20 protein-coding genes are annotated in these 18104 nt (G+C 67.7%); 7 read left to right on the top strand and 13 right to left on the bottom strand.

Translation table 11 applies throughout. The features are described 5' to 3' along the window. Positions 1-4: 4 nt before the first annotated feature. On the bottom strand, positions 5-907 hold the full coding sequence (gene gluQRS / locus BIU82_RS06360) for a tRNA glutamyl-Q(34) synthetase GluQRS (RefSeq protein ID WP_070348637.1): 903 nt from the start codon (positions 905-907) through the stop codon (positions 5-7). Between the two features lie 314 nt (positions 908-1221). Here gluQRS and BIU82_RS06355 point away from each other — a divergent pair, with 314 nt between their 5' ends. Next, a complete protein-coding gene (locus BIU82_RS06355) occupies positions 1222-1680 on the top strand; it encodes an Lrp/AsnC family transcriptional regulator (RefSeq protein WP_171906510.1) in 459 nt (152 codons plus the stop codon). A 118-nt stretch (positions 1681-1798) separates the two neighbouring features. Here BIU82_RS06355 and BIU82_RS06350 read toward each other — a convergent pair whose 3' ends face one another. After that, entirely contained in the window at positions 1799-2254 is a 456-nt protein-coding gene (locus BIU82_RS06350; RefSeq protein WP_074466415.1) for an Lrp/AsnC family transcriptional regulator, read from the bottom strand. Positions 2255-2369: 115 nt separating this feature from the next. Here BIU82_RS06350 and BIU82_RS06345 point away from each other — a divergent pair, with 115 nt between their 5' ends. Further along, complete coding sequence (locus BIU82_RS06345) at positions 2370-3014, top strand: LysE family translocator (protein WP_070348634.1); 645 nt, start codon at positions 2370-2372, stop codon at positions 3012-3014. 4 nt (positions 3015-3018) lie between these two features. On the opposite strand, the gene BIU82_RS06340 is transcribed toward BIU82_RS06345, so the two are convergent. The 3 genes from BIU82_RS06340 to BIU82_RS06330 all read right to left on the bottom strand — a co-directional run bounded on the left by BIU82_RS06340 (position 3019) and on the right by BIU82_RS06330 (position 4922). Then, positions 3019-3501 carry an SRPBCC family protein gene (locus BIU82_RS06340; RefSeq protein WP_070348633.1) on the bottom strand — a complete coding sequence of 161 codons (483 nt, stop codon included), beginning with the start codon at positions 3499-3501 and terminating at the stop codon, positions 3019-3021. Next, positions 3498-3836: a metalloregulator ArsR/SmtB family transcription factor gene (locus tag BIU82_RS06335; protein WP_070348632.1), complete on the bottom strand. Its 339-nt coding sequence runs from the start codon at positions 3834-3836 to the stop codon at positions 3498-3500. The genes BIU82_RS06340 and BIU82_RS06335 overlap by 4 nt, the downstream gene beginning before the upstream one ends. A 132-nt stretch (positions 3837-3968) precedes the next feature. Further along, a complete protein-coding gene (locus BIU82_RS06330; RefSeq protein WP_070348631.1) occupies positions 3969-4922 on the bottom strand; it encodes a hypothetical protein in 954 nt (317 codons plus the stop codon). Between the two features lie 208 nt (positions 4923-5130). On the opposite strand from BIU82_RS06330, the gene BIU82_RS06325 reads away from it, so the two are divergent. Next, positions 5131-5604 (top strand): DUF4383 domain-containing protein, encoded by a 474-nt coding sequence (locus BIU82_RS06325; protein ID WP_070348630.1) that lies wholly within the window; start codon positions 5131-5133, stop codon positions 5602-5604. Positions 5605-5740: 136 nt separating this feature from the next. Here the strand turns inward: BIU82_RS06325 and BIU82_RS06320 are convergent, their stop codons facing one another. Further along, a complete protein-coding gene (locus BIU82_RS06320) occupies positions 5741-6415 on the bottom strand; it encodes a response regulator transcription factor (protein WP_070348629.1) in 675 nt (224 codons plus the stop codon). Next, a complete protein-coding gene (locus BIU82_RS06315; protein WP_253182704.1) occupies positions 6408-7742 on the bottom strand; it encodes a histidine kinase in 1335 nt (444 codons plus the stop codon). Before BIU82_RS06315 ends, BIU82_RS06320 begins: the two co-directional genes overlap by 8 nt. Positions 7743-7997: 255 nt before the next feature. Between BIU82_RS06315 and BIU82_RS06310 the strand changes: the two genes are divergently transcribed. Both BIU82_RS06310 and BIU82_RS06305 read left to right on the top strand, forming a co-directional pair. Beyond that, a complete protein-coding gene (locus tag BIU82_RS06310; protein ID WP_253182703.1) occupies positions 7998-8942 on the top strand; it encodes a PfkB family carbohydrate kinase in 945 nt (314 codons plus the stop codon). Next, entirely contained in the window at positions 8939-9712 is a 774-nt protein-coding gene (locus tag BIU82_RS06305; RefSeq protein WP_074466414.1) for a 5'/3'-nucleotidase SurE, read from the top strand. The genes BIU82_RS06310 and BIU82_RS06305 overlap by 4 nt, the downstream gene beginning before the upstream one ends. Here BIU82_RS06305 and BIU82_RS06300 read toward each other — a convergent pair. The 4 genes from BIU82_RS06300 to BIU82_RS06285 all read right to left on the bottom strand — a co-directional run bounded on the left by BIU82_RS06300 (position 9709) and on the right by BIU82_RS06285 (position 13391). Next, positions 9709-10380 (bottom strand): GntR family transcriptional regulator, encoded by a 672-nt coding sequence (locus BIU82_RS06300; RefSeq protein ID WP_070348626.1) that lies wholly within the window; start codon positions 10378-10380, stop codon positions 9709-9711. The two genes, BIU82_RS06305 and BIU82_RS06300, sit on opposite strands and share 4 nt — an antisense overlap. An 80-nt stretch (positions 10381-10460) precedes the next feature. Next, positions 10461-11816: an MFS transporter gene (locus tag BIU82_RS06295; protein WP_070348625.1), complete on the bottom strand. Its 1356-nt coding sequence runs from the start codon at positions 11814-11816 to the stop codon at positions 10461-10463. Positions 11817-11865: 49 nt separating this feature from the next. Beyond that, a complete protein-coding gene (locus tag BIU82_RS06290) occupies positions 11866-12615 on the bottom strand; it encodes an SDR family NAD(P)-dependent oxidoreductase (RefSeq protein ID WP_070348624.1) in 750 nt (249 codons plus the stop codon). After that, positions 12612-13391 carry an SDR family oxidoreductase gene (locus tag BIU82_RS06285; protein WP_070348623.1) on the bottom strand — a complete coding sequence of 260 codons (780 nt, stop codon included), beginning with the start codon at positions 13389-13391 and terminating at the stop codon, positions 12612-12614. Before BIU82_RS06285 ends, BIU82_RS06290 begins: the two co-directional genes overlap by 4 nt. A 207-nt stretch (positions 13392-13598) precedes the next feature. Between BIU82_RS06285 and BIU82_RS06280 the strand changes: the two genes are divergently transcribed. After that, entirely contained in the window at positions 13599-15833 is a 2235-nt protein-coding gene (locus tag BIU82_RS06280; protein ID WP_070348622.1) for an alpha-ketoacid dehydrogenase subunit alpha/beta, read from the top strand. Positions 15834-15865: 32 nt separating this feature from the next. Next, a complete protein-coding gene (locus tag BIU82_RS06275; RefSeq protein ID WP_070348621.1) occupies positions 15866-17134 on the top strand; it encodes a dihydrolipoamide acetyltransferase family protein in 1269 nt (422 codons plus the stop codon). A gap of 6 nt (positions 17135-17140) precedes the next feature. Here BIU82_RS06275 and BIU82_RS06270 read toward each other — a convergent pair whose 3' ends face one another. Together BIU82_RS06270 and BIU82_RS06265 are read right to left on the bottom strand one after the other, a co-directional pair. Beyond that, complete coding sequence (locus tag BIU82_RS06270; RefSeq protein WP_070348620.1) at positions 17141-17494, bottom strand: VOC family protein; 354 nt, start codon at positions 17492-17494, stop codon at positions 17141-17143. 71 nt (positions 17495-17565) lie between these two features. Continuing rightward, a complete protein-coding gene (locus BIU82_RS06265; protein ID WP_070348619.1) occupies positions 17566-18066 on the bottom strand; it encodes a DUF456 domain-containing protein in 501 nt (166 codons plus the stop codon). Positions 18067-18104 lie beyond the last annotated feature (38 nt).

The raw sequence follows: 18104 nt of genomic DNA, 5'->3' as shown, positions 1-18104 counted from the left end.
CGGCTCAGCCTAGATGATCCGCCCCGGCCAGCGCCGCATCCCACACCCACGGCCCGCGCGGCAGCGCCGCGGGGTCGAAGACCGCCAGCGCCTCCTTCAGATCGCCGGGCAGCCCGAGCGACGCCAAGATCAGCTCCCGCACCTTTTCAGCGGAAAGCCCGACGGCGGCAAGATCCGCAAGCGTCACCGCACCGTCGCGCTTGGCGAGCCGGGCGCCGTCGTGGTTCACCACTAGGGGAACGTGCGCGTATTGCGGTACCGGCAGCCCGAGCAGCGAGGCGAGGTACGCCTGCCGGGGCGCTGAAGACAGAAGATCGTCACCGCGGACCACCTGGTCGATGCCCTGCGCGGCGTCGTCCACCACCACAGCGAGATTGTAGGCCGTGACGCCGTCGTTGCGGCGGAGCACGAAGTCGTCCACGGTTCCGAGGTAGCGGCCGTGCAACTCGTCCTCCACAGTCCATTCGCGAACGCCGGCACGGAGCCGGATGGCCGCGGGACGGCTGGCCCGGCGCTGTTCGCGTTCTTCGTCCGTCAGCCGGCGGCAGGTTCCGGGGTAAGCGCCCTGGGGAGCGTGCGGGGCGGACGGAGCTTCCTGGATCTCGCGGCGCGTGCAGAAGCACTCATAGGTAAGTCCGGCGTCACGCAATGTCCGGAGGGCTGCGTCATACAAGGGACCGCGGTCCGTCTGGCGCACTACCTCTCCGTCCCAGTCGACGCCGACCGCGGCGAGGTCCCGGAGCTGCACCTCTTCGGCCCCGGCCCGGGCACGGTCCAGGTCCTCCACGCGCAGCAGGAAGCGGCGGCCCGTGGAACGCGCGAACAGCCACGCCAGCAGCGCCGTGCGCAGGTTTCCGACGTGCAGTTCACCGGAGGGGCTCGGAGCAAATCGGCCGGCTGATGTCATGGTCCCAGCGTAATTGGCGGGTACGACAGAAGAGCCCCTCAACTACCGTCAGCATCGGTAGTTCAGGGGCCCTTCAATGTGGGACTGACGTTGGTGTGAACAAGAGTCAATCAGCGGCGGCGTCCTTGCGGGACGCGCGTGCGGAGCCCGGGTGGTGTGCCGGGGATTCCGCTGCCGGGAGGGATCCGGCGGTAGCCTTTTCCCTCTAGCTGCCACCATTTGAGCAGGGACGCTACAGTTGGTGCAACGGACTCTCGTTACACTGGTCAATCTGATCAATCAAGGCGAGCAACATCGGACACTAGGTGGTCACTTTGCAGCAATTGGACGCGACGGACAAGCGGATCCTCGCCGCGCTCGACGACGATCCCCGCCTTCCCGTCATGGTTCTCGCCCAGCGCCTGGGGCTCGCCCGCGGCACGGTCCAGTCGCGCCTGGAACGGATGACGGAATCGGGCGCGCTGCGGCCCAACAGCAGCCGTGTACTGCCCGCAGCCCTGGGACGCGGGGTGGCCGCCGCCGTGAGTGCGGAGTTGGACCAGCACCGGCTGAACGAGGCCATCGCTGCGCTGCGGGAGATCCCCGAAGTCCTGGAATGCCACGCACCCGCCGGCGATACCGACCTCATCATCCGGGTGGTCGCCACCAGCCCGGACGACCTCTACCGTGTTTCCGAGGAAATCCGGCTCTGCCCCGGCATCGTCCGGACGTCCACCAGCATGTTCCTGCGCGAAGTCATTCCGTACCGCACCACGGGGCTGCTGCGGGATTAGGGCCGGCCGCCCGGTGCACGGCTGCGCACCGAAGCCGGGACTCGTTGCGCACACGTGACGCCAGCGCAATGAACTGAGGCGTCGCTGCGCAGCTTCGCTGGCCGTTCCGGCCGCCCAGCTACACCGGTGGGCCCGTGTAGCTCTTGAGGTTCTTCATCACCAGCGTTGAGGTGAGGCGTTCGACGCCGGGCAGGGAGGAAAGCTGCTCGTCATAGAAGCGCTGGTAGGCGGGAAGGTCCACGGCGATCACGCGGAGCAGGTAGTCGGGCGAGCCGAACAGGCGCTGGGCTTCGACGACGTTCGGCATGGCCTCCACCCGCTCCTCGAACTCGGCCACGGTGGTGCGTTCCACCCTGGCCAAGGTGACGAAGACGATCGCCTCGAAGCCCAGGCCGATCGCGCCCGGATCGATGTCCGCCCGGTAGCCCCGGATCACGCCCGAGGACTCGAGGTCCCGCAAGCGGCGGTGGCACGGCGCCACGGTCAAACCCACCTTGGCGGCCAACGCCGTGGCGGTCATCCGGCCGTCCTCTTTGAGGTGGCGCAAAATAGTTTTGTCGATTCCGTCAATCACGCAAATATCTTACCGAAACTGCCGTAGAGCGAGATAAATTCACGAACACTTATGGCCATCTTTTCCTTAAGGTTTTCCTGTCGGACCAATCCGGCTGAAGACCCCAGGAGCCCCCGTGAATCCCCAGCTGTTCCTCGCGTTCGTCATCGTGGCCATCACCTTGGCATGCACCCCGGGACTGGACTGGGCCTACTCGATTTCCGCAGGCCTGCGCCAGCGCAGTTTCGTGCCCGCGATCGCCGGGCTCTGCAGCGGATACGTGCTCCACACTGCCCTGATGGTGCTCGGCCTTGCCGCGCTGCTGGCCGGGGTCCCGGGGCTGCTCGGCTGGCTGACCGTCGCCGGCGCGGGCTACCTGCTGTGGCTCGGCATCAGCACCATCCGCTCGTGGCGGGGTGCGCGCTTCAGCGCGGGAGACGGCGTCGGGCAGTCCCACAACCAGCTCCGCACCTTCCTGGTGGGCATGGGCACCAGCGGCATCAACCCTAAGGGGCTGCTGTTCTTCCTGGCGCTCGTGCCGCAGTTCGTCAGCCCGGAGGCGGCGCTGCCGGTTCCCGTCCAGTCGGGGCTGCTGGGCCTGACCTTCGTGGCACTGGCCGCGCTGATCTACACGGGCGTCGCCCTGGGGTCCCGCAAGCTGCTGCACTCCCGGCCCGGCGCCGCCCGCGTGGTCACCCTGGCGAGCGGCGTGGTGATGGTGGGCCTCGGCGTCGTACTGCTGGTGGAGCAGCTCATCCCGCTGGCGGGCAAGCTGGCGTAAAGCCCTAGACGCGCTCCCCGGCGAGCACTTCGTCCAGCCGCTCGTAGCCTTCGATCACACCGGAGTTCATGCCGCTGCCGATCGCCATGTCCCGCGCCTCCACTGTGGGGTAGACATCGTGGATGGAGATCCGGGATCGCCCGCCGCCCAGGTCCTCGAAGCGCGTGGTCCCGATCCCGACCTCGCCGGGGGCTCCGGAGAATTCGAAGGTCATGATGAGGAGCTTGCCCGGTTCAACGGCGTGGAAGACGCCGCTGAAGGTGAACTCGTAGCCGCCGCTGCTGGCGCCGTCGAAGCTCCAGCGGCCACCTACCCGGGTGTCGTAGCGGACGTTCTCCACCTTGTCCTCGCGCGGGCCCAGCCACTGGACCAGCAGTTCGGGTTCAACATGGGCGCGGTAGACGGCGTCCACGGGCGCGTCGAATTCGCGGACGGTGTCCACGAACGGGACGCCGGGCTCAGCCGTGATGTTGGTTGGATTGCTCATTGTTCCCCACTCCTTGGAGTCTGCGCCGACCCGCGGGCCTGCGCGGAGGCCTGGTTTTCCAGGAGGGCGTCCAGCCTCCGGTAACGCCCTTCCGCTAGGAGCCGGTACTGGTCGATCCATGCCGTGAGCCGCTCAAGCGCCGCCGCGTCCAGATGGACCGGGCGGCGCTGGGCGTCGCGGGAACGGGTGACCAGCCCGGCATGTTCCAGGACCTGGATGTGCTTGGACACGGCCTGCTTGGTGATGGCGAACGGTTCGGCGAGTTCGTTGACCGTGGCGTCGCCGCGCGACAGCCGGGCCACGATCTCCCGCCGGACCGGGTCCGCGAGCGCCATGAACGCCCTATCAAGAAGGGCCGCTTCAGCCGGATCCTGGTGTGGCACGCTCTTACCTCTTAGACAACCATCCAGTTGATCAACCAACTGGTTGACTTCAAAGTTACGCCTCCCCAAAGACATCCACAAGGGTCAGTCCCCGCCGAGATCCTTCCAGTCCTGCTCCCAGAGCCGGCGCATCTCGGCGTCGCGGAGTATGACGCCGTTCTCCGGTTCGGCAGGAGCGCGCCGCGAGCGCGGCAGCAAAGCCCGGCGGCCGGCGTCGAACGCCAGGAGGGCGCGGTCGGTGAGGGCGTCGTTGCGCAACGCCAGGCTGGTCTTGCGGCGACGCAGCACCTCGGCGAGCGCCAGCTGCGCGCCGGCACGGTCGCCGAGCGCCCGCAGTGAACGCGCACGCAGGAGCAGCAGTGCCGCGGAGAGGTCATCCGCGTTGAGCAAACCTTCGGTCCAGTCGACGACGTCGCGGTGCCGGCCAAGTGCCGACGCCGCCGTGGAGCGGGCCAGGGCAGCGGGCAACGACGGCGGCAGGCCGGCCAGCGCTTCCAGCGCGGCGACCGACTGGCCAGTTTCCCGCAGGCAGTGGGAGAGCGCCAGGAACACCGATTCTTCGCTGAACAGCACCGGAACCTCGACGCGTTCGGCGACCTCCACCCGGCTGACCACCCGCCCAAGGTAGGTGGCGGAGAACTGGCTGGCGGCGTCGTCGATCCTGGTGGAAATGCCCAGCCGCAGGAGCTCCGCGGCACGCAAATAGCTGCCGTGCTTGTAGGCGAGCAGGCCCGCCAGGACCTGGCAAAGGCCGGCCCAGGCCGGATTCGCGCGGGCCAGCAGCACCAGGCGCTCCGGCTCGGTTCCCGTGAACACTGCGGAATGCATGGCTTTGGCCGTGCGCCCGGAGAAGGCCTTGAGCGGCGGCACGTCCCCCGCCACGGACAGCCGGCCGGCACTTCGCGGGCGCAGCACGCCGGACACGGCGCCGCCCACGCCGTCGGCCAGGCCGCTTGCGGGAGTCCGGACGCGGGCGCGGCGGAACGGCGTGAGGTCCCGGGTGTCGCGATACCCGGGAACGGGGTGCCCGGAAGTCATGGCTCCATGCTAACCACGGAGCATCCGCCGGAGGCAGCTGCCAGTGGCAGCGAGCGGGCCCGGCGACCACTGGCGGCAGGCGGGCACTCCCCTCTATTTCCGGGGGTTTCGGGAGTAAACTATGCACGTCGGCAGGGTTCCGACAGCTCCTTGCCGCGAGGCGGCCAGCCACTTGGTTGGCCGGTACAAAATGTGGTTGGGAGGAGTTATGACCACCGCTTCACACCCGGCACAGCACCACCACGTGATGGGGCTTTCACTGCACAACACGGCGCTGGGTTTGGGCTGGGTTTTCCTGGTCGTTGGTGTCCTCGGATTCATTCCGGGCATCACGAGCAACTACGGCGCCATGACCTTCGCCGGGCATGAGTCGGGCGCCATGCTTCTTGGAATCTTCCAAGTCTCCATTCTGCACAACATCGTCCACATGCTGTTCGGCGCGGCCGGCCTCTACATGGCCCGGACCGCCAGGATGGCACGCGGGTACCTGGTAGGCGGCGGCGTCCTCTACCTGGCCCTGTGGGTGTACGGACTCGTCATCGCCATGGACTCGATGGCCAACTTTGTGCCCCTCAACACCGCCGACAACTGGCTCCATCTGGTGCTCGGCGTGGTGATGGTTGCACTTGGCCTGTGGCTTGGCCGTGACGTCAGGGAGGAGACGAAGGGCCGCGCCATGTAGCGCGCCTTTCCTGGAAACAACGACGGCGGCCGCTCCCCTTGAGGGGGCGGCCACCGCTTCTTTCCGCGCGAGTTGACACTTCGCGGCAATCCGCGCGAACGACACTGCCGTGAAGTGCCAAACCGGCGGGTGGCGCTCAGCCCAGCAGGCGGTGTTCGTAGGCGAACGCCACCAACTGCAACCGGGTCCGCAGGCCGAGCTTCGTGAGCACGCTGCGCAGGTGCGTCTTCACCGTGGCCTCGGATACGAAGAGCCCTTGGGCCATGTCCGCGTTGGACAAGCCCTTGGCGGCCAGCAGGAAAACCTCGCGTTCCCGGGCGGAAAGGCCGTTCAGCACGCTGAGGTCCGGCCCGGACGCGGGAACCGTCCGCGCCGCGTGCTGGAACAGTTCGTGCACCGAACCGGGCGCGATCACCGAATACCCCGAATACACGGTGCGGATGGCGGCCAGAAGGAATTCGGGCTCGGCACTCTTGAGCAGGTAGCCGCTGGCCCCGGCCTGTACTGCTTCCACCACGGCCTGGTCCCGGTTGAAGGTGGTGAGCGCGATGATCTTCGGCTTGTCCACGCCGGCGGCAGCGGACGCCGCCGAAATCCGGCGGGTGGCTTCCACTCCGCCGGTCCCGGGCATCCGGAGGTCCATCAGCATGACGTCCGGCCGTTCCTCCGCCGCGCGGTCCACGGCTTCGTCGCCGTCGCCGGCTTCCCAGGCCAGCGCCATGTCCGCCTGGCTCTGGATCAGCATCCGGATTCCGGCGCGGAAGAGCGGCTGGTCGTCCACCAGCGCCACGGTTATGGGATTTTCAGCCATGGGCCGTGGGCTCCGTTTCGCCAAGTACTTCGGTGCGGGGCTCGACGCCGGGCCCTTCCGGTTCCGCCTCGGACCGCGGCAGGGCGTGCGGCCCGTACGGGATGAATACCGTCACCCGGAACTGCTCGCCGTCCGGACCGGCGGTGAGCCAGCCGCCGGCCAGGTGCGCGCGTTCCCGCATTCCGGGGATGCCGCGCCCGGTACGGGAGGGGGTTCCGCCGTCGTCCGCTCCCCCATTAACAGCGGACGACGGCAGCTTCGAGGCCGCATGGATGGTGAGGCCGGGGCCGCTCCAGTCCAGGTGCAGCCGCACGGCGGTGCCGCGACCGCCGTGCTTAAGTGCGTTGGTGAGGCATTCCTGCACAATTCGGAAGACGGCCAGCTGCTGCCCGCCGCCGAGGTCCACCGGCGTACCACTCTCACTGTGCTGGACCTTGAGGCTGCCCTGGCGCATCCGCTCCACCAGCGGCCCCACGTCGCTGAGCTTGGGCTGCGGGGCCATCATGGCGTCGTCGCGCACGCCTTCGATGACGCGCTGCGCGTCCACCAGGGCGTGCCGGGCCGAGACCGCGATGTTCTCAAGCGCGTCCAGCACCGGTTTGGGCTGGTCCTTACTGAGGTAGCGGGTGCCGTCCGCCTGGGCGGCGATGACCGCGAGCGAGTGGGCCAGGACATCGTGCAGGTCCCGCGCGATCCGCGTGCGTTCCTGCTCGATGACCAGTTCCACCTCAGCCTCCTTGAGGCTCGCCTGCGCCTCGTTGCGGGCCAGGAACAGGGTGCCGCGCTCCTGGTAGAGGCGCAGCACAATCCCGACGGCGGAGCAGCCGGCGGCGATCAGGAGCAGGACGGCGAACAGCTGCCAGCCGTAGTAGTGAAGTGCCCAGCGGTCGCCAAGATCGAGGGGCATGAACCAACCGACGCCGTACCCGTAGCGCCAGGAAATCATCAGGTAGGTCATGATGCCCGCGAAAACCACGTTGGAGATTCCCGCGACCAGCCGGACACGGTTCGGCGCTGTCCAGAGGATGAAGGACAGGGCAATGAAGGAGCCGATGTAGATGGCCCAGTGGTTGGCCTCCATCATCGGAAAGACGTAAAGCAGCTGGCCGGCCAGGAGCATGGCCGTCAGCCCCAGCGAAAGGTATGGCTGCCACACGGCCACGGCGATCGCCGTCGTCATGACCACAAGGGCCCAGGTACCCGGCCAGTACGGCAGCCCCGGCCACGGCCCCATCCTGCCGGCTTCCCCGACGCACCACAGTGCGAAGAAGATGACGGCCGCCGCGGGGGCGCCCCAATGCCGCACAACTTTCAGGGTCTGTTCCATGCCAGCCACAGTATCCGTGCGGGACTGCATGGACCCCCTTGTTGCGGCGGCGCGACGGCGATCTCCACCGGAAAGCCAGCTGTTTCATCCTTTGGGGTTCCTCTTCCCCCGCGGATGCTAAGTGTGCTTAGGATTAGGTGCTGGCGCGATCGGGCATCCCAACCTCCAGGAGGCAACCATGGCCACGATGTACGGCAGAACTTCCGAACAGGGCGGTGCGGCATGGGCTCGGTAGTAGTTTTCGCCCCATCCCCTGTGCTGACTGTCACCGTCGAGGACCTCGAAGGCAACGCCGATATCCACGTCCATGCCGGAGGGCAGGGCGTGTGGCAGGCCCGGATGCTGACGGCACTGGGCGCATCAGTAACCATCTGCGCGGTGTTTGCAGGCGAGACGGGCCTGGTTTTGCGCCACTTGATCGCGGACGAGGGAATCAAGGTGGTGTCCGTTTCCGGCGAAGGCAGCAGCGGCGCGTACCTGCATGACCGGCGCGGCGGCGAGCGGAAAGTCCTCGCGGAATCGGCCGGCCACAAGCTCACCCGCCATGAACTGGACGAACTGTACGGGCTGACGCTTCAGGCCGGAATGCAAGCCGGCACCGTGATCCTCAGCGGCGCCGTCGAGGAAGATGCGGTACCCCCGGACATGTACCGGAGGTTGACTGCCGATCTGGGCGCCGCCGGATGCACCGTCGTCGCCGATCTCACCGGCGAAAGGCTGGACGCCGTCCTGGCCGGAAAACCCGCCGTGATCAAAATGGCCGACAACGAAATCGTCAGCAGCGGCCGCGCCGCCGCCAGCGAGACCGGGCAGATCATCGAAGCCATGCACACGCTCGCCCGCGAAGGCGCCTCCGCCGTCATCGTCACGCGGGCCCACCTTCCCTCCTTGGTCCTCAGCAAAGGCGCGCTCAGCGAGATCCATGTGCCGGAAATGCAGGCCGTGGACACCAGCGGCGCGGGCGATTCCCTGACCGCGGGCGTGGCCGCCGTCCTGGCCGAACACGGGACCCTGCTCGACGGCGTGGTCCTGGGTACCGCGGCCGGAGCACAGAACGTGACCCGCCACGGCCTGGGCACCGGCGAAGCCGCCGTCATCCGCCAATTCGCCGGGCTCGTCAAGATCGTCCCGCTGGACGGCGAGGAAACGGCGCAGCAGATGAGCCCCGACGAACTGGCACGAAAGGTCCGGGAACCATGAACCAGCCTGTGCGCGTCCTGATCACCAACGACGACGGCATCGCCTCGCCGGGCCTGCATGCCCTCGCTGCCGCAGCGGCCGAGGCCGGCCTCAGCGTTGTGGTGGCAGCTCCGGCCGCCGAATCCAGCGGCAGCAGTTCCTCGATCACCGCCGTGGAAAATGACGGCATGATTTCGATCGAGCAGCGCCAACTTGAAGGCCTGGACGACATCGATGCCTACGCCGTCCATGGAGCGCCCGCCTTCATCACCATGATCGCCACGCACGGCGCCTTTGGCCCGCCGCCGGACCTCGTCCTCTCAGGGGTGAACCGCGGCGCCAACGTGGGGCGCGCCATCCTGCATTCCGGGACGGTCGGAGCTGCGTTGACGGCGGGCGTCAACGATGGACGCGGAATGGCCGTCTCTTTGGATACCGGCCTGAATCCGGACGCGTTCCACTGGGATGTCGCCGCTCGGCTGGCCATGGGCCTGCTGCCGTTCCTGAGGGAACTGGAAGCCGGAAGCGTCCTGAACCTCAACGTCCCCAACAAGGCCGGTCCCGGCCTGCCCGAATACCGCACGGCCACACTGACCCGCTTCGGTATTGTCCAAACAACCCTTGCCGAACGCGGCCAGCATCACGTCCGCCTGGCCATCGCGGACACCACGGAGGAGCCCGATCCGGACAGCGATGCCGCCTTGCTGGCCGCGGGGTTCGCCACGGTGACCGAGATCAAGCCGGTCACGGGAAGGGCGCTGCCTGGCCTGCCGGCGGCGTTGGGCGGTTAGCTTTCGAAGATCTCCGGGTGCCGGGCCAGCTCCAGGCGCGTGCGCCGCAGGTGGCCATAGATCAGCCGCTCCGCTTCCTCGGAATCGCGGTGCTTGTAAGCGGCGATGAGCAGGCGGTGTTCGTCGTGCGTGAGGTTCAACCCTTCCCAGCCGATGAGCCGGGTGTAGGCGCGCCGGTAGTGCTGGGTGGTGTTCCACAGCCGCTCCACCATGGCGTTGAGGGACGGCATGCCTGCGGCTTTATAGCTCTGCAGGTGGAAACGGCGGTCCAGGACGAGGTAATGCTCCACATCCCCGGCGGCCTCAATCTCTTCCTCCAGCGCCACGAGGGCCGCGATGTCCGCATCCGTGAAATTGGCGACGCTGCGTCCGAGCAGGAGCGGCTCCAGGCGTTCACGGATCAGGTAGGTCTCCGTGCACTCCTCCAGGTTCATCTTGGTGACCCAGGCGCCCGTGTTGGCTACAAGGGTTACCAAGCCGTCGGATTCGAGGATGCGCAGGGCCTCGCGTACGGGAAGGCGGCTTGCCCCGAATTCCTCGGCAATGATTTCCTGCCGGATCCGCTCCCCGGGCTGGCGGGTGCCGTCCAGGATGGCGGCCTTGATGCTGTCCGCGATCCGCTGGCTGACGGCAGCCGACTTGCCGTTTCCCTCGATGTCCTTGGTCATGGCTTCAGCATATGGCCAACGCCGGAAGCCCCCGCCCCGCGGGAAGCGGGGCGGGGGCCGGCGTACGGCGGAAGGAACACTCAGGCGCCCTTGCGGAACGGCAGCCCGACGTTCTTCAAGTCCGTCCCCCTGGTTTCGCGGATCAGCAGCGCGCCAACTACGGCCAGCAGGGAAAGCACTCCGACGTATACCGAGAAGACCCAAGGCAGCCCGAGGGATGTCAGCCAGGTGTTCAGGAACGGTGCGGTGCCGCCGAACAGGGCCACGGAAAGGGAAGTGGCGAACCCGACGCCCATGGCGCGTGCCCGCGTGGGAACCAGCTCGGACATGAACGCCGGATACATCGAAGCAGCGAGGGCCCAGATTGCCAGGCCGAGCGCCTGGGTGACAAAGAGGGTCCAGGGCGCGTTCGTGAGGATCGCCGCCATCGGCAGCACCAGGGCCGCGGCCGAGATGCCGTAAGCCATCATCATCCTGCGGCGGCCGAATTTGTCGGAAAGGTGTCCGAAGAACGGCAGCAGGCCGAGCACAACAAGCTGCGCCAGGAGGCTGGCCACGAACGCGCCGTTAGGATCCATGCCCTTTGCGGAGATCGCGTACGTCGAGGCGAAGGTGGCCCAGGTGTAGTAAGCCGCGTTCTGGCCGGCCGAGAACATGATGATCAGGACACCGATCTTCAGGACGTCCTTCTTGCTGAGCTTCGCATCCCCTGCGGAGGCAGCGGCGGTGGCGGCAGCACCGGCGTCGTGCGCTTTATCCGAGGCAGTCTCCTCGTGGAACAGCGGGGATTCGGAGGCGAGGCGGCGCAGGATCAGGGCGTAGATGCCCAGCAGGGCGCCGACACCGAAAGCGATGCGCCAGCCGAAGATCCCCATGTCGCCCTTGCCGAGCAGCCCGGTGAGCACGGCACCCAGCAGCGTGGCACCCATGACGCCGACCGTGACGGCCGTGAACACGGAGCTGGCCCAGAAGCCGCGGCGTTCCACCGGGGCGATCTCCGCCACGTAGGTGTAGGAAACCCCGGCCTCGCCGCCGTGCGCCAGGCCCTGCAGCAGCCGGAACACCAGCAGCAGCGCGGATGCCCCGACGCCGATCTGCGCGTAGGTGGGGATCAGCGCGATTCCAAGGCTCGACGCCGCCATGGTCACCATGGTCAGGACCATGACGAACTTACGGCCCTTCTTGTCGGCGAGCCGGCCGAACACCAGGCCGCCGAGCGGGCGGGCGAAGAAGCCGACAGCAAAGACGGCGAGGGTCGAGAGAAGCGCGGAGGTGGGGTCCGCGCTGTTGAAGAAGTTGGCAGCCAGGTAGGTCGAAAAGATCGCGTACAGCGTCCAGTCGAACCATTCCAGGACGTTGCCCGCGACGGCGGCACGCAGGGAGCGCCCGCGGTTCAGCTGCGGGGTGGTCCGCTCAATCGTCATTGATTCGCTCATGATGGGTCTCCAGTAAGTATGGCTGGTTGGGGGCCGGTTGCGGTGGGGCCTAACCGGCGAGGAACAGGCCGCCGTTGACGTGCACAACTTCACCCGTCATGTAGCTGGCGGCGGAACTGCAGAGGAAGGCGGCGACGGCGGCCACCTCCGAGGGGTGGCCGTAACGGGCCATGGGGGTGTTAGCCAGGAGGTTGCCGCCCCGGTCGCGGACCAGGTCCCTGGTCATGGGTGTTTCGATGGTTCCCGGCGACACCGCGTTCACCCGGATGTCCGGGCCCACTTCCATCGCAAGGCTCCTGGTGAGGGCGATCACCGCGGCTTTGCTGGCCGCGTAGTGCCCGTGGCTGTGGCTTCCACGGTGGCCCGCAACGGACGCGAAGTTGACCACGGCCCCGCCGGGGCGGAGGTGCCCGAGAGCGGACCGGAGCAGGTAGAAAACGCCGTCGAGGTTGATCTGCATGACTGTGCGCCACAGTTCGTCGCTGGTGTCGCGGACGGTGGCTTCGGGGTAGATTCCCGCCACCGGCAGCACATAGTCCAGGCCCCCGAAGCGCTTGGCGGCGAGTTCCAGGAGTGCTTCGATATCGTCCCGGCTGGAAGCGTCTCCGGCCATCGCCACGATGCGGTCTTCCCCGCCGAGTTCACTGACCAGCTGGGCGAGGGGTTCTTCAGCGAGGTCCAGGAGCACCAGATTGGCTCCGGCACCGTGGAAGATCCGGGCGACCTCGCGGGCGATGCCCCCTGACGCTCCGGTGATCAGGGCCGTCTTGCCGCTGAAGTCGTAAGTAATGGCGCTCATTCGTACCAGTTCCCGTCGATGGTGAGGCCACCGTCTGCCATGAGCAGGTGGCCGTTGATGAAGGATGCCGCCGGGGTGCACAGGAAGTGGACGGCTTCGGCGATTTCGGCGGGCTCGGCGAAACGGCCCAGTGCTGTGCGGGCGCGGATGGGACCGTCGTCCAGGCGGCCCTCGGCGATCAAGGTGTCCGTCAGGGCGGTGCGCACGTACCCGGGACCCACCGCGTTGCAGCGGATTCCCTCGCGGCCCCATTCGACGGCGAGGGTCCGGGTGAGGCCGGCGATCCCGGCCTTGGCGGTGGTGTAGCTGGCCCGCCCGGGCATGCCGCTCAGGGCGGCCACCGAGGCGATGTTGACGATTGCCGCGCGCCGCGATTTCCGCAGCAGCGGGTACGCGGCCCGGCAGGACCGCATGGATCCACTGAGGTGGATGTCCAGCATGGCGGCCCAGCCGGCGTCGTCCATGGTGGCGCTCGGTGCCGGACGGGCAATGCCGGCGCAATTCACGACGGCGTCCAGCCGGCCCTCCACAGCGGCGATGCTGCGGTAGGCGGCTTCCACCGAGTCGGTGCTGCGGACGTCGGTGGCGATGCCGCGGGCCGGTGCGCCGGCGGCGGCACCCAGCTTGGCGAGCGCTTTGTCCAGCGCGTCCTGCTGCAGGTCGAGCAGGACGACCGCGCCGCCGTCGGCCAGCCAGCGCCGCGCCGTGGCCAGGCCGATCCCGGCGGCTCCGCCGGTGATGGCAGCCACGTGACGGCCGGCAGGGATGGGGGTCATGGAAGTCTCCTGAAGGGTTCGGCCTGTGTGATCCAGGCCTCATGAGTTTCGATGCTAATGGATCCAATATTGGGAACGCAAGTGGCAATCTTCCGCAGAATCCCCAAAGCTCGCCTTTACTTTGGATCCAAAGTTTGCCAATCTTGGATCCAATACGTGACTGGAGTCACCCGAAATCCCGGACTTTCCGCCACCAATGGAGGTGCCATGAGCCGCCGCACACCCCTCAGCCCCGCAGCCGACTGGATCGAGCTGCGCACCACCGAGCAAGACTGGAAGAAGGCTGATCCGGAACTGCTGAAGACGATGCTGGTGCAGATGCAGATCATCCGCTCCTTCGAAGAGTCCGTCCTGGAACTGGCCGGTGAAGGGCTCGTCCACGGCCCGGCGCACTCGAGCATCGGGCAGGAAGGCGGCGCAGTCGGATCCGCCGTGAACCTCCGAGCGGGCGACGGCGTCAACGGCACCCACCGCGGCCACCACCAGTTCCTCGCCAAGGGACTCGCCTACCTGTCCCGCGGCACCGGCGGCCGCATGGATCCGGCGGCGCCGGTCAGCACGGAAGTCCAGGCTTACCTGCAGCGCACCCTCGCCGAAATCCTTGGCCTGGAACAGGGGTTCAGCCGCGGCCGCGGCGGTTCCATGCACCTGCAGTGGATGGAGGCCGGCTGCCTTGGCACCAACGCGATCGTCGGCGGCGGCGTCCCCCTTGCCGCGGGAAACGCCTGGGCGCAGCAGCACTCCCCCAGCACCACGGCCATCGGCTCACCGGGCGGGGAAGCCGGAACGGACGTGACCGTGAGCTACTTCGGCGACGGCGCCACAAACATCGGCTCCGTCCTGGAGACGATGAACCTCGCCGCGGCCTGGAAGCTCCCCTTGTGCTTCTTCATCGAAAACAACCTCTATGCCGTCTCCACCCACGTTTCCGAAGTCACCGGTGAGTCCCGGCTTTCCGGCCGCGGCCCCGGTTTCGGCATCACCTCCTGGCGCGTGGACGGCATGGACCCGCTCGCCGTCCACCTGGCCATGGAAGAAGCCACCTTGCACATGCGCTCCGGCAAGGGCCCGGCCGTGATCGAGGCCGAGGTGTACCGCTACTTCCACCAGAACGGGCCCTTCCCCGGCAGCGCCTTCGGCTACCGCAGCAAGGACGAGGAAAAGGCCTGGCGCGAACGGGACCCGATCCTGCGCGTCGCCGCGGAACTGGACAAGCGCGGACTGCTCGACAGCGCAGCCGTGGCGCAGATGACCGCGCAGATCAAGCAGGCCTGCGCCGCCGCCGTCGACGCCCTCACCGAACAGGACCCGGACGGCAAGCCCGGCCGCCGCCGCATCCGGCCGGAGCTGTGGCCGGATCCCGGATTCGTCGACGTCGGCGTGCGCGGCGACGCCTCCGAGCTCGCCGGGGCGCGGGTCGAGGAAGAGGGGACGTTCGCCGGTGAGCTCGCCGAGCGGAAGTTCATCGACGTCGTCGCCGATGTCATGCAGGCCCGCATGGACGCGGACAAGTCCGTGGTGGTGATGGGCGAGGACGTCCACCGCCTCAAGGGCGGCACCAACGGCGCCACCCGGGGCCTCAAGGACGCGCATCCCGAGCGCGTGCTCGGCACCCCGATCAGCGAGAACGCCTTCGCGGGCTTGGCCGGCGGCATGGCCATGGACGGGCGGTTCACCCCGGTGGTCGAGTTCATGTACGCCGATTTCATGTGGGTCGCGGCAGACCAGTTGTTCAACCAGATCGGCAAGGCCCGGCACATGTTCGGCGGCACCGGTGAAATGCCGCTGGTGCTCCGCTCCAAGGTGGCCATGGGCACCGGCTACGGCTCGCAGCATTCCATGGACCCCGCCGGGATCTTCGCCACCCAGCCCGGCTGGCGGATCGTTGCGCCGTCCACCCCGTTCGACTACGTGGGCCTGATGAACGCCGCCCTGGACCTCAAGGATCCGGTGGTGGTGATCGAGCATGTGGGCCTGTATGCCAGCAGCGGCCCGGCACCGGTGGACGACTTCAGCTACCAGCTGCCGTTCGGCAAGGCCACGGTCCGCCGGGCCGGCACGGACGTCACCCTGCTGACGTACCTTGCCATGGTGCAGCCGGCGCTGGAAGCCGCGGAGTCCGCCGTCGGGATCGATGCCGAAGTGATCGACCTGCGCTGGCTGGACCGCGCCAGCATCGACTGGGACACCATCGGCGAAAGCATCCGGAAGACCAACAACGTGCTGATCGTGGAGCAGGGCGCCCGGGGAACCTCGTACGGGGCCTGGCTCAGCGACGAAATCCAGCGCCGCTTCTTCGACTACCTCGACCAGCCCATCCAGCGCGTCACCGGCGGCGAAGCCTCGCCCAGCATCTCCAAGGTGCTCGAACGCGCCGCTTACGCCGGCACGGCCGAAGCCGCCGCCGGACTCACCGCCGTCAAGGAAGGCCTGGGCCGCTAGCCCGGGCACCCCCAATTCCAGGAGAAACGAACATGGCTACCTTGCTGACCATGCCCGGCGTCATGGCCAACGCCACCGAGGCCGCGCTGCAGAATTGGCTCAAGAACGAAGGCGACACCGTGGCCGCCGGCGATCCGATCGCCGAGATCGAAACCGAAAAAGCCACCGTGGAGATGGAGGCCGAGTCCGACGGCGTGATCGGCCGCCTGCTCGTGGCAGCCGGTGAGTCCGTCGACGTCGGCGCCCCCGTCGCGGTGCTGCTGGCCGCCGGGGAGGCCGCGTCCGCCGTCGACGATCTGCTCGCCTCGCTCGGCGTGGGGGGTGACGCGGCTGCTGTTGCCGCTCCCGTTCCGGTTGCGGCGGCTGTTGAAGCAACGCCCGACGGCGGCCCCTCCGCTGCGCGCATCTTCAGTTCGCCGCTGGCGCGCCGGATCGCGCGCGATAACGGCGTGGACGTCGCCTCGCTGAAGGGCTCGGGCCCGGGCGGACGGATCCTGCGCCGGGATGTGGAAGCCGCGTTGACGGCTGTTGTTCCGGCGGCAGCGCCAGCGGCTCCGACACCGGCTTCGGCCGTTTCAGCATCGGTCCCGGCCGCTGCTCCGGCCGTGCCGGAAACCACCAGCGATTACACGGACGTGCCGCATAGCAGGATGCGCCAGGTGATCGCGCGGCGGCTGACGGAATCAAAGTCCACTGTGCCGCATTTCTACCTCAGCGCCGATGTCCGCATGGATGCGCTGCTGGCGCTGCGTCAACAGATCAATGCCGCTGCGGAGCGGAAAATCACCGTCAACGACCTGGTGGTCAAAGCGGTGGGCCTGGCCTTGCAGGATGTGCCGGCGGCCAACGCGATCTGGACGGATGACGCCGAGCGCCGCTTCACCTCGTCCGATATCTCCGTGGCTGTGGCCGTGGACGGCGGGTTGCTCACCCCGGTGGTCCGCGGTGTCGAGAAGGCCTCGATCAGCAGCCTGAGCGCAACGATCGCCGATTTCGTGGCCCGCGCCAAGGCTGGAAAGATCCGGCCCGAGGAACTCGCCGGCGGCAGCTTCTCTGTGAGCAATCTCGGCATGTTCGGCACCAAGGAATTCACCGCCATCCTCAATCCCCCGCAGTCCGGGATCCTGGCGGTAGGCGCCGCCGAATCCCGGCCCGTGGTGGAAGACGGCGCGCTGTCCGTAGCCACGGTGATGACGTGCACGCTGTCCGCCGACCACCGGGTGATCGACGGCGCCGTAGCGGCGCAATGGCTGCAGGCCTTCAAGGCCCGGATGGAAGCACCGCTGTCCCTGCTGGTTTAGGCCCGCTTACCAGGACACCAAACAGAACGGGTGGCCCGCGGGGTCGAGGTACACACGGAAGGTCTTGTCTTGGTGCGCCTTCGTGGCACCCAGGGCAAGGACCTGTTCCTCTGCCTTATCCAGGTTGTCCACCCGCACGTCCACGTGCATCTGCTGGGGGTGCTCGGCGGACGGCCACTGCGGCGGGATCAATTTGTCGACCCGCTGAAAGGCCACCGCCGGGCGGTCCGCGGCGTCGCCGATAGTGATCCAGTCGGCGTCGCCCTCCACGCGCTGCATCCCCAGCAGCTCCTGGTAGAAGGCGGCCATGGGTTCAATGTCTTCACAGTCGATCACGAGGGCATGGAATTTTCCGATCATGCGCCCGAGTATTCCGGCGTCGGGCTCCCACGGCCATGGCCTTGCGGACAACGACGGTCCGGGAAAGCGGGCTAGCTCAGCGCCGCCACCCAGACGCCGATGGCCCAGGTGCTTGCCGCCAGGCAGGCGAGGCCGAATTCCACCAGGATCCCCAGCCCGGTGGCTTTGAGCGCGGCCAGGCTCAAGGTCACTGCGGTCCTGAAATCGCGGGTACGCAGCAGCTCGCTCAGCAGGAGCCCGACGGCGAAGCCCACGAAGAGCCCCACTACGGGAATGAGGAACATCCCGACGACGGCCAGCGCGATTCCGGCGAGGATGGAGCGGTTCGGGATGCTGTGCTGCTTGAGCTTGCGGCCCGTGAGGACCGCACTGGCTGCCATGCCCGCAGCTACGAACGTGAGGCCGACGCCGAAGACCACCCAGCCTGCCGTGCCGGCTCCGCCCCACAGGGCCCAGGCCAGCAGGCTCGCCCCGACCAGGATGCTGCCGGGCAGCACAGGAATGACAGTGCCAGCAACACCCACGGCAATGGCCAGGCCGCACAGGATCGTGACGATGGTTTCCCCGCTCATGTCCGCCAGTCTATTGGGCGGCAAACCAGCAACGCGGG

The organism is Arthrobacter sp. SW1 (genome assembly GCF_001766675.1).
Lineage (GTDB): Bacteria > Actinomycetota > Actinomycetes > Actinomycetales > Micrococcaceae > Arthrobacter.
Note: the sequence above shows the minus strand (reverse complement) of the source record. Positions and strands in the feature narration are given on the sequence as shown.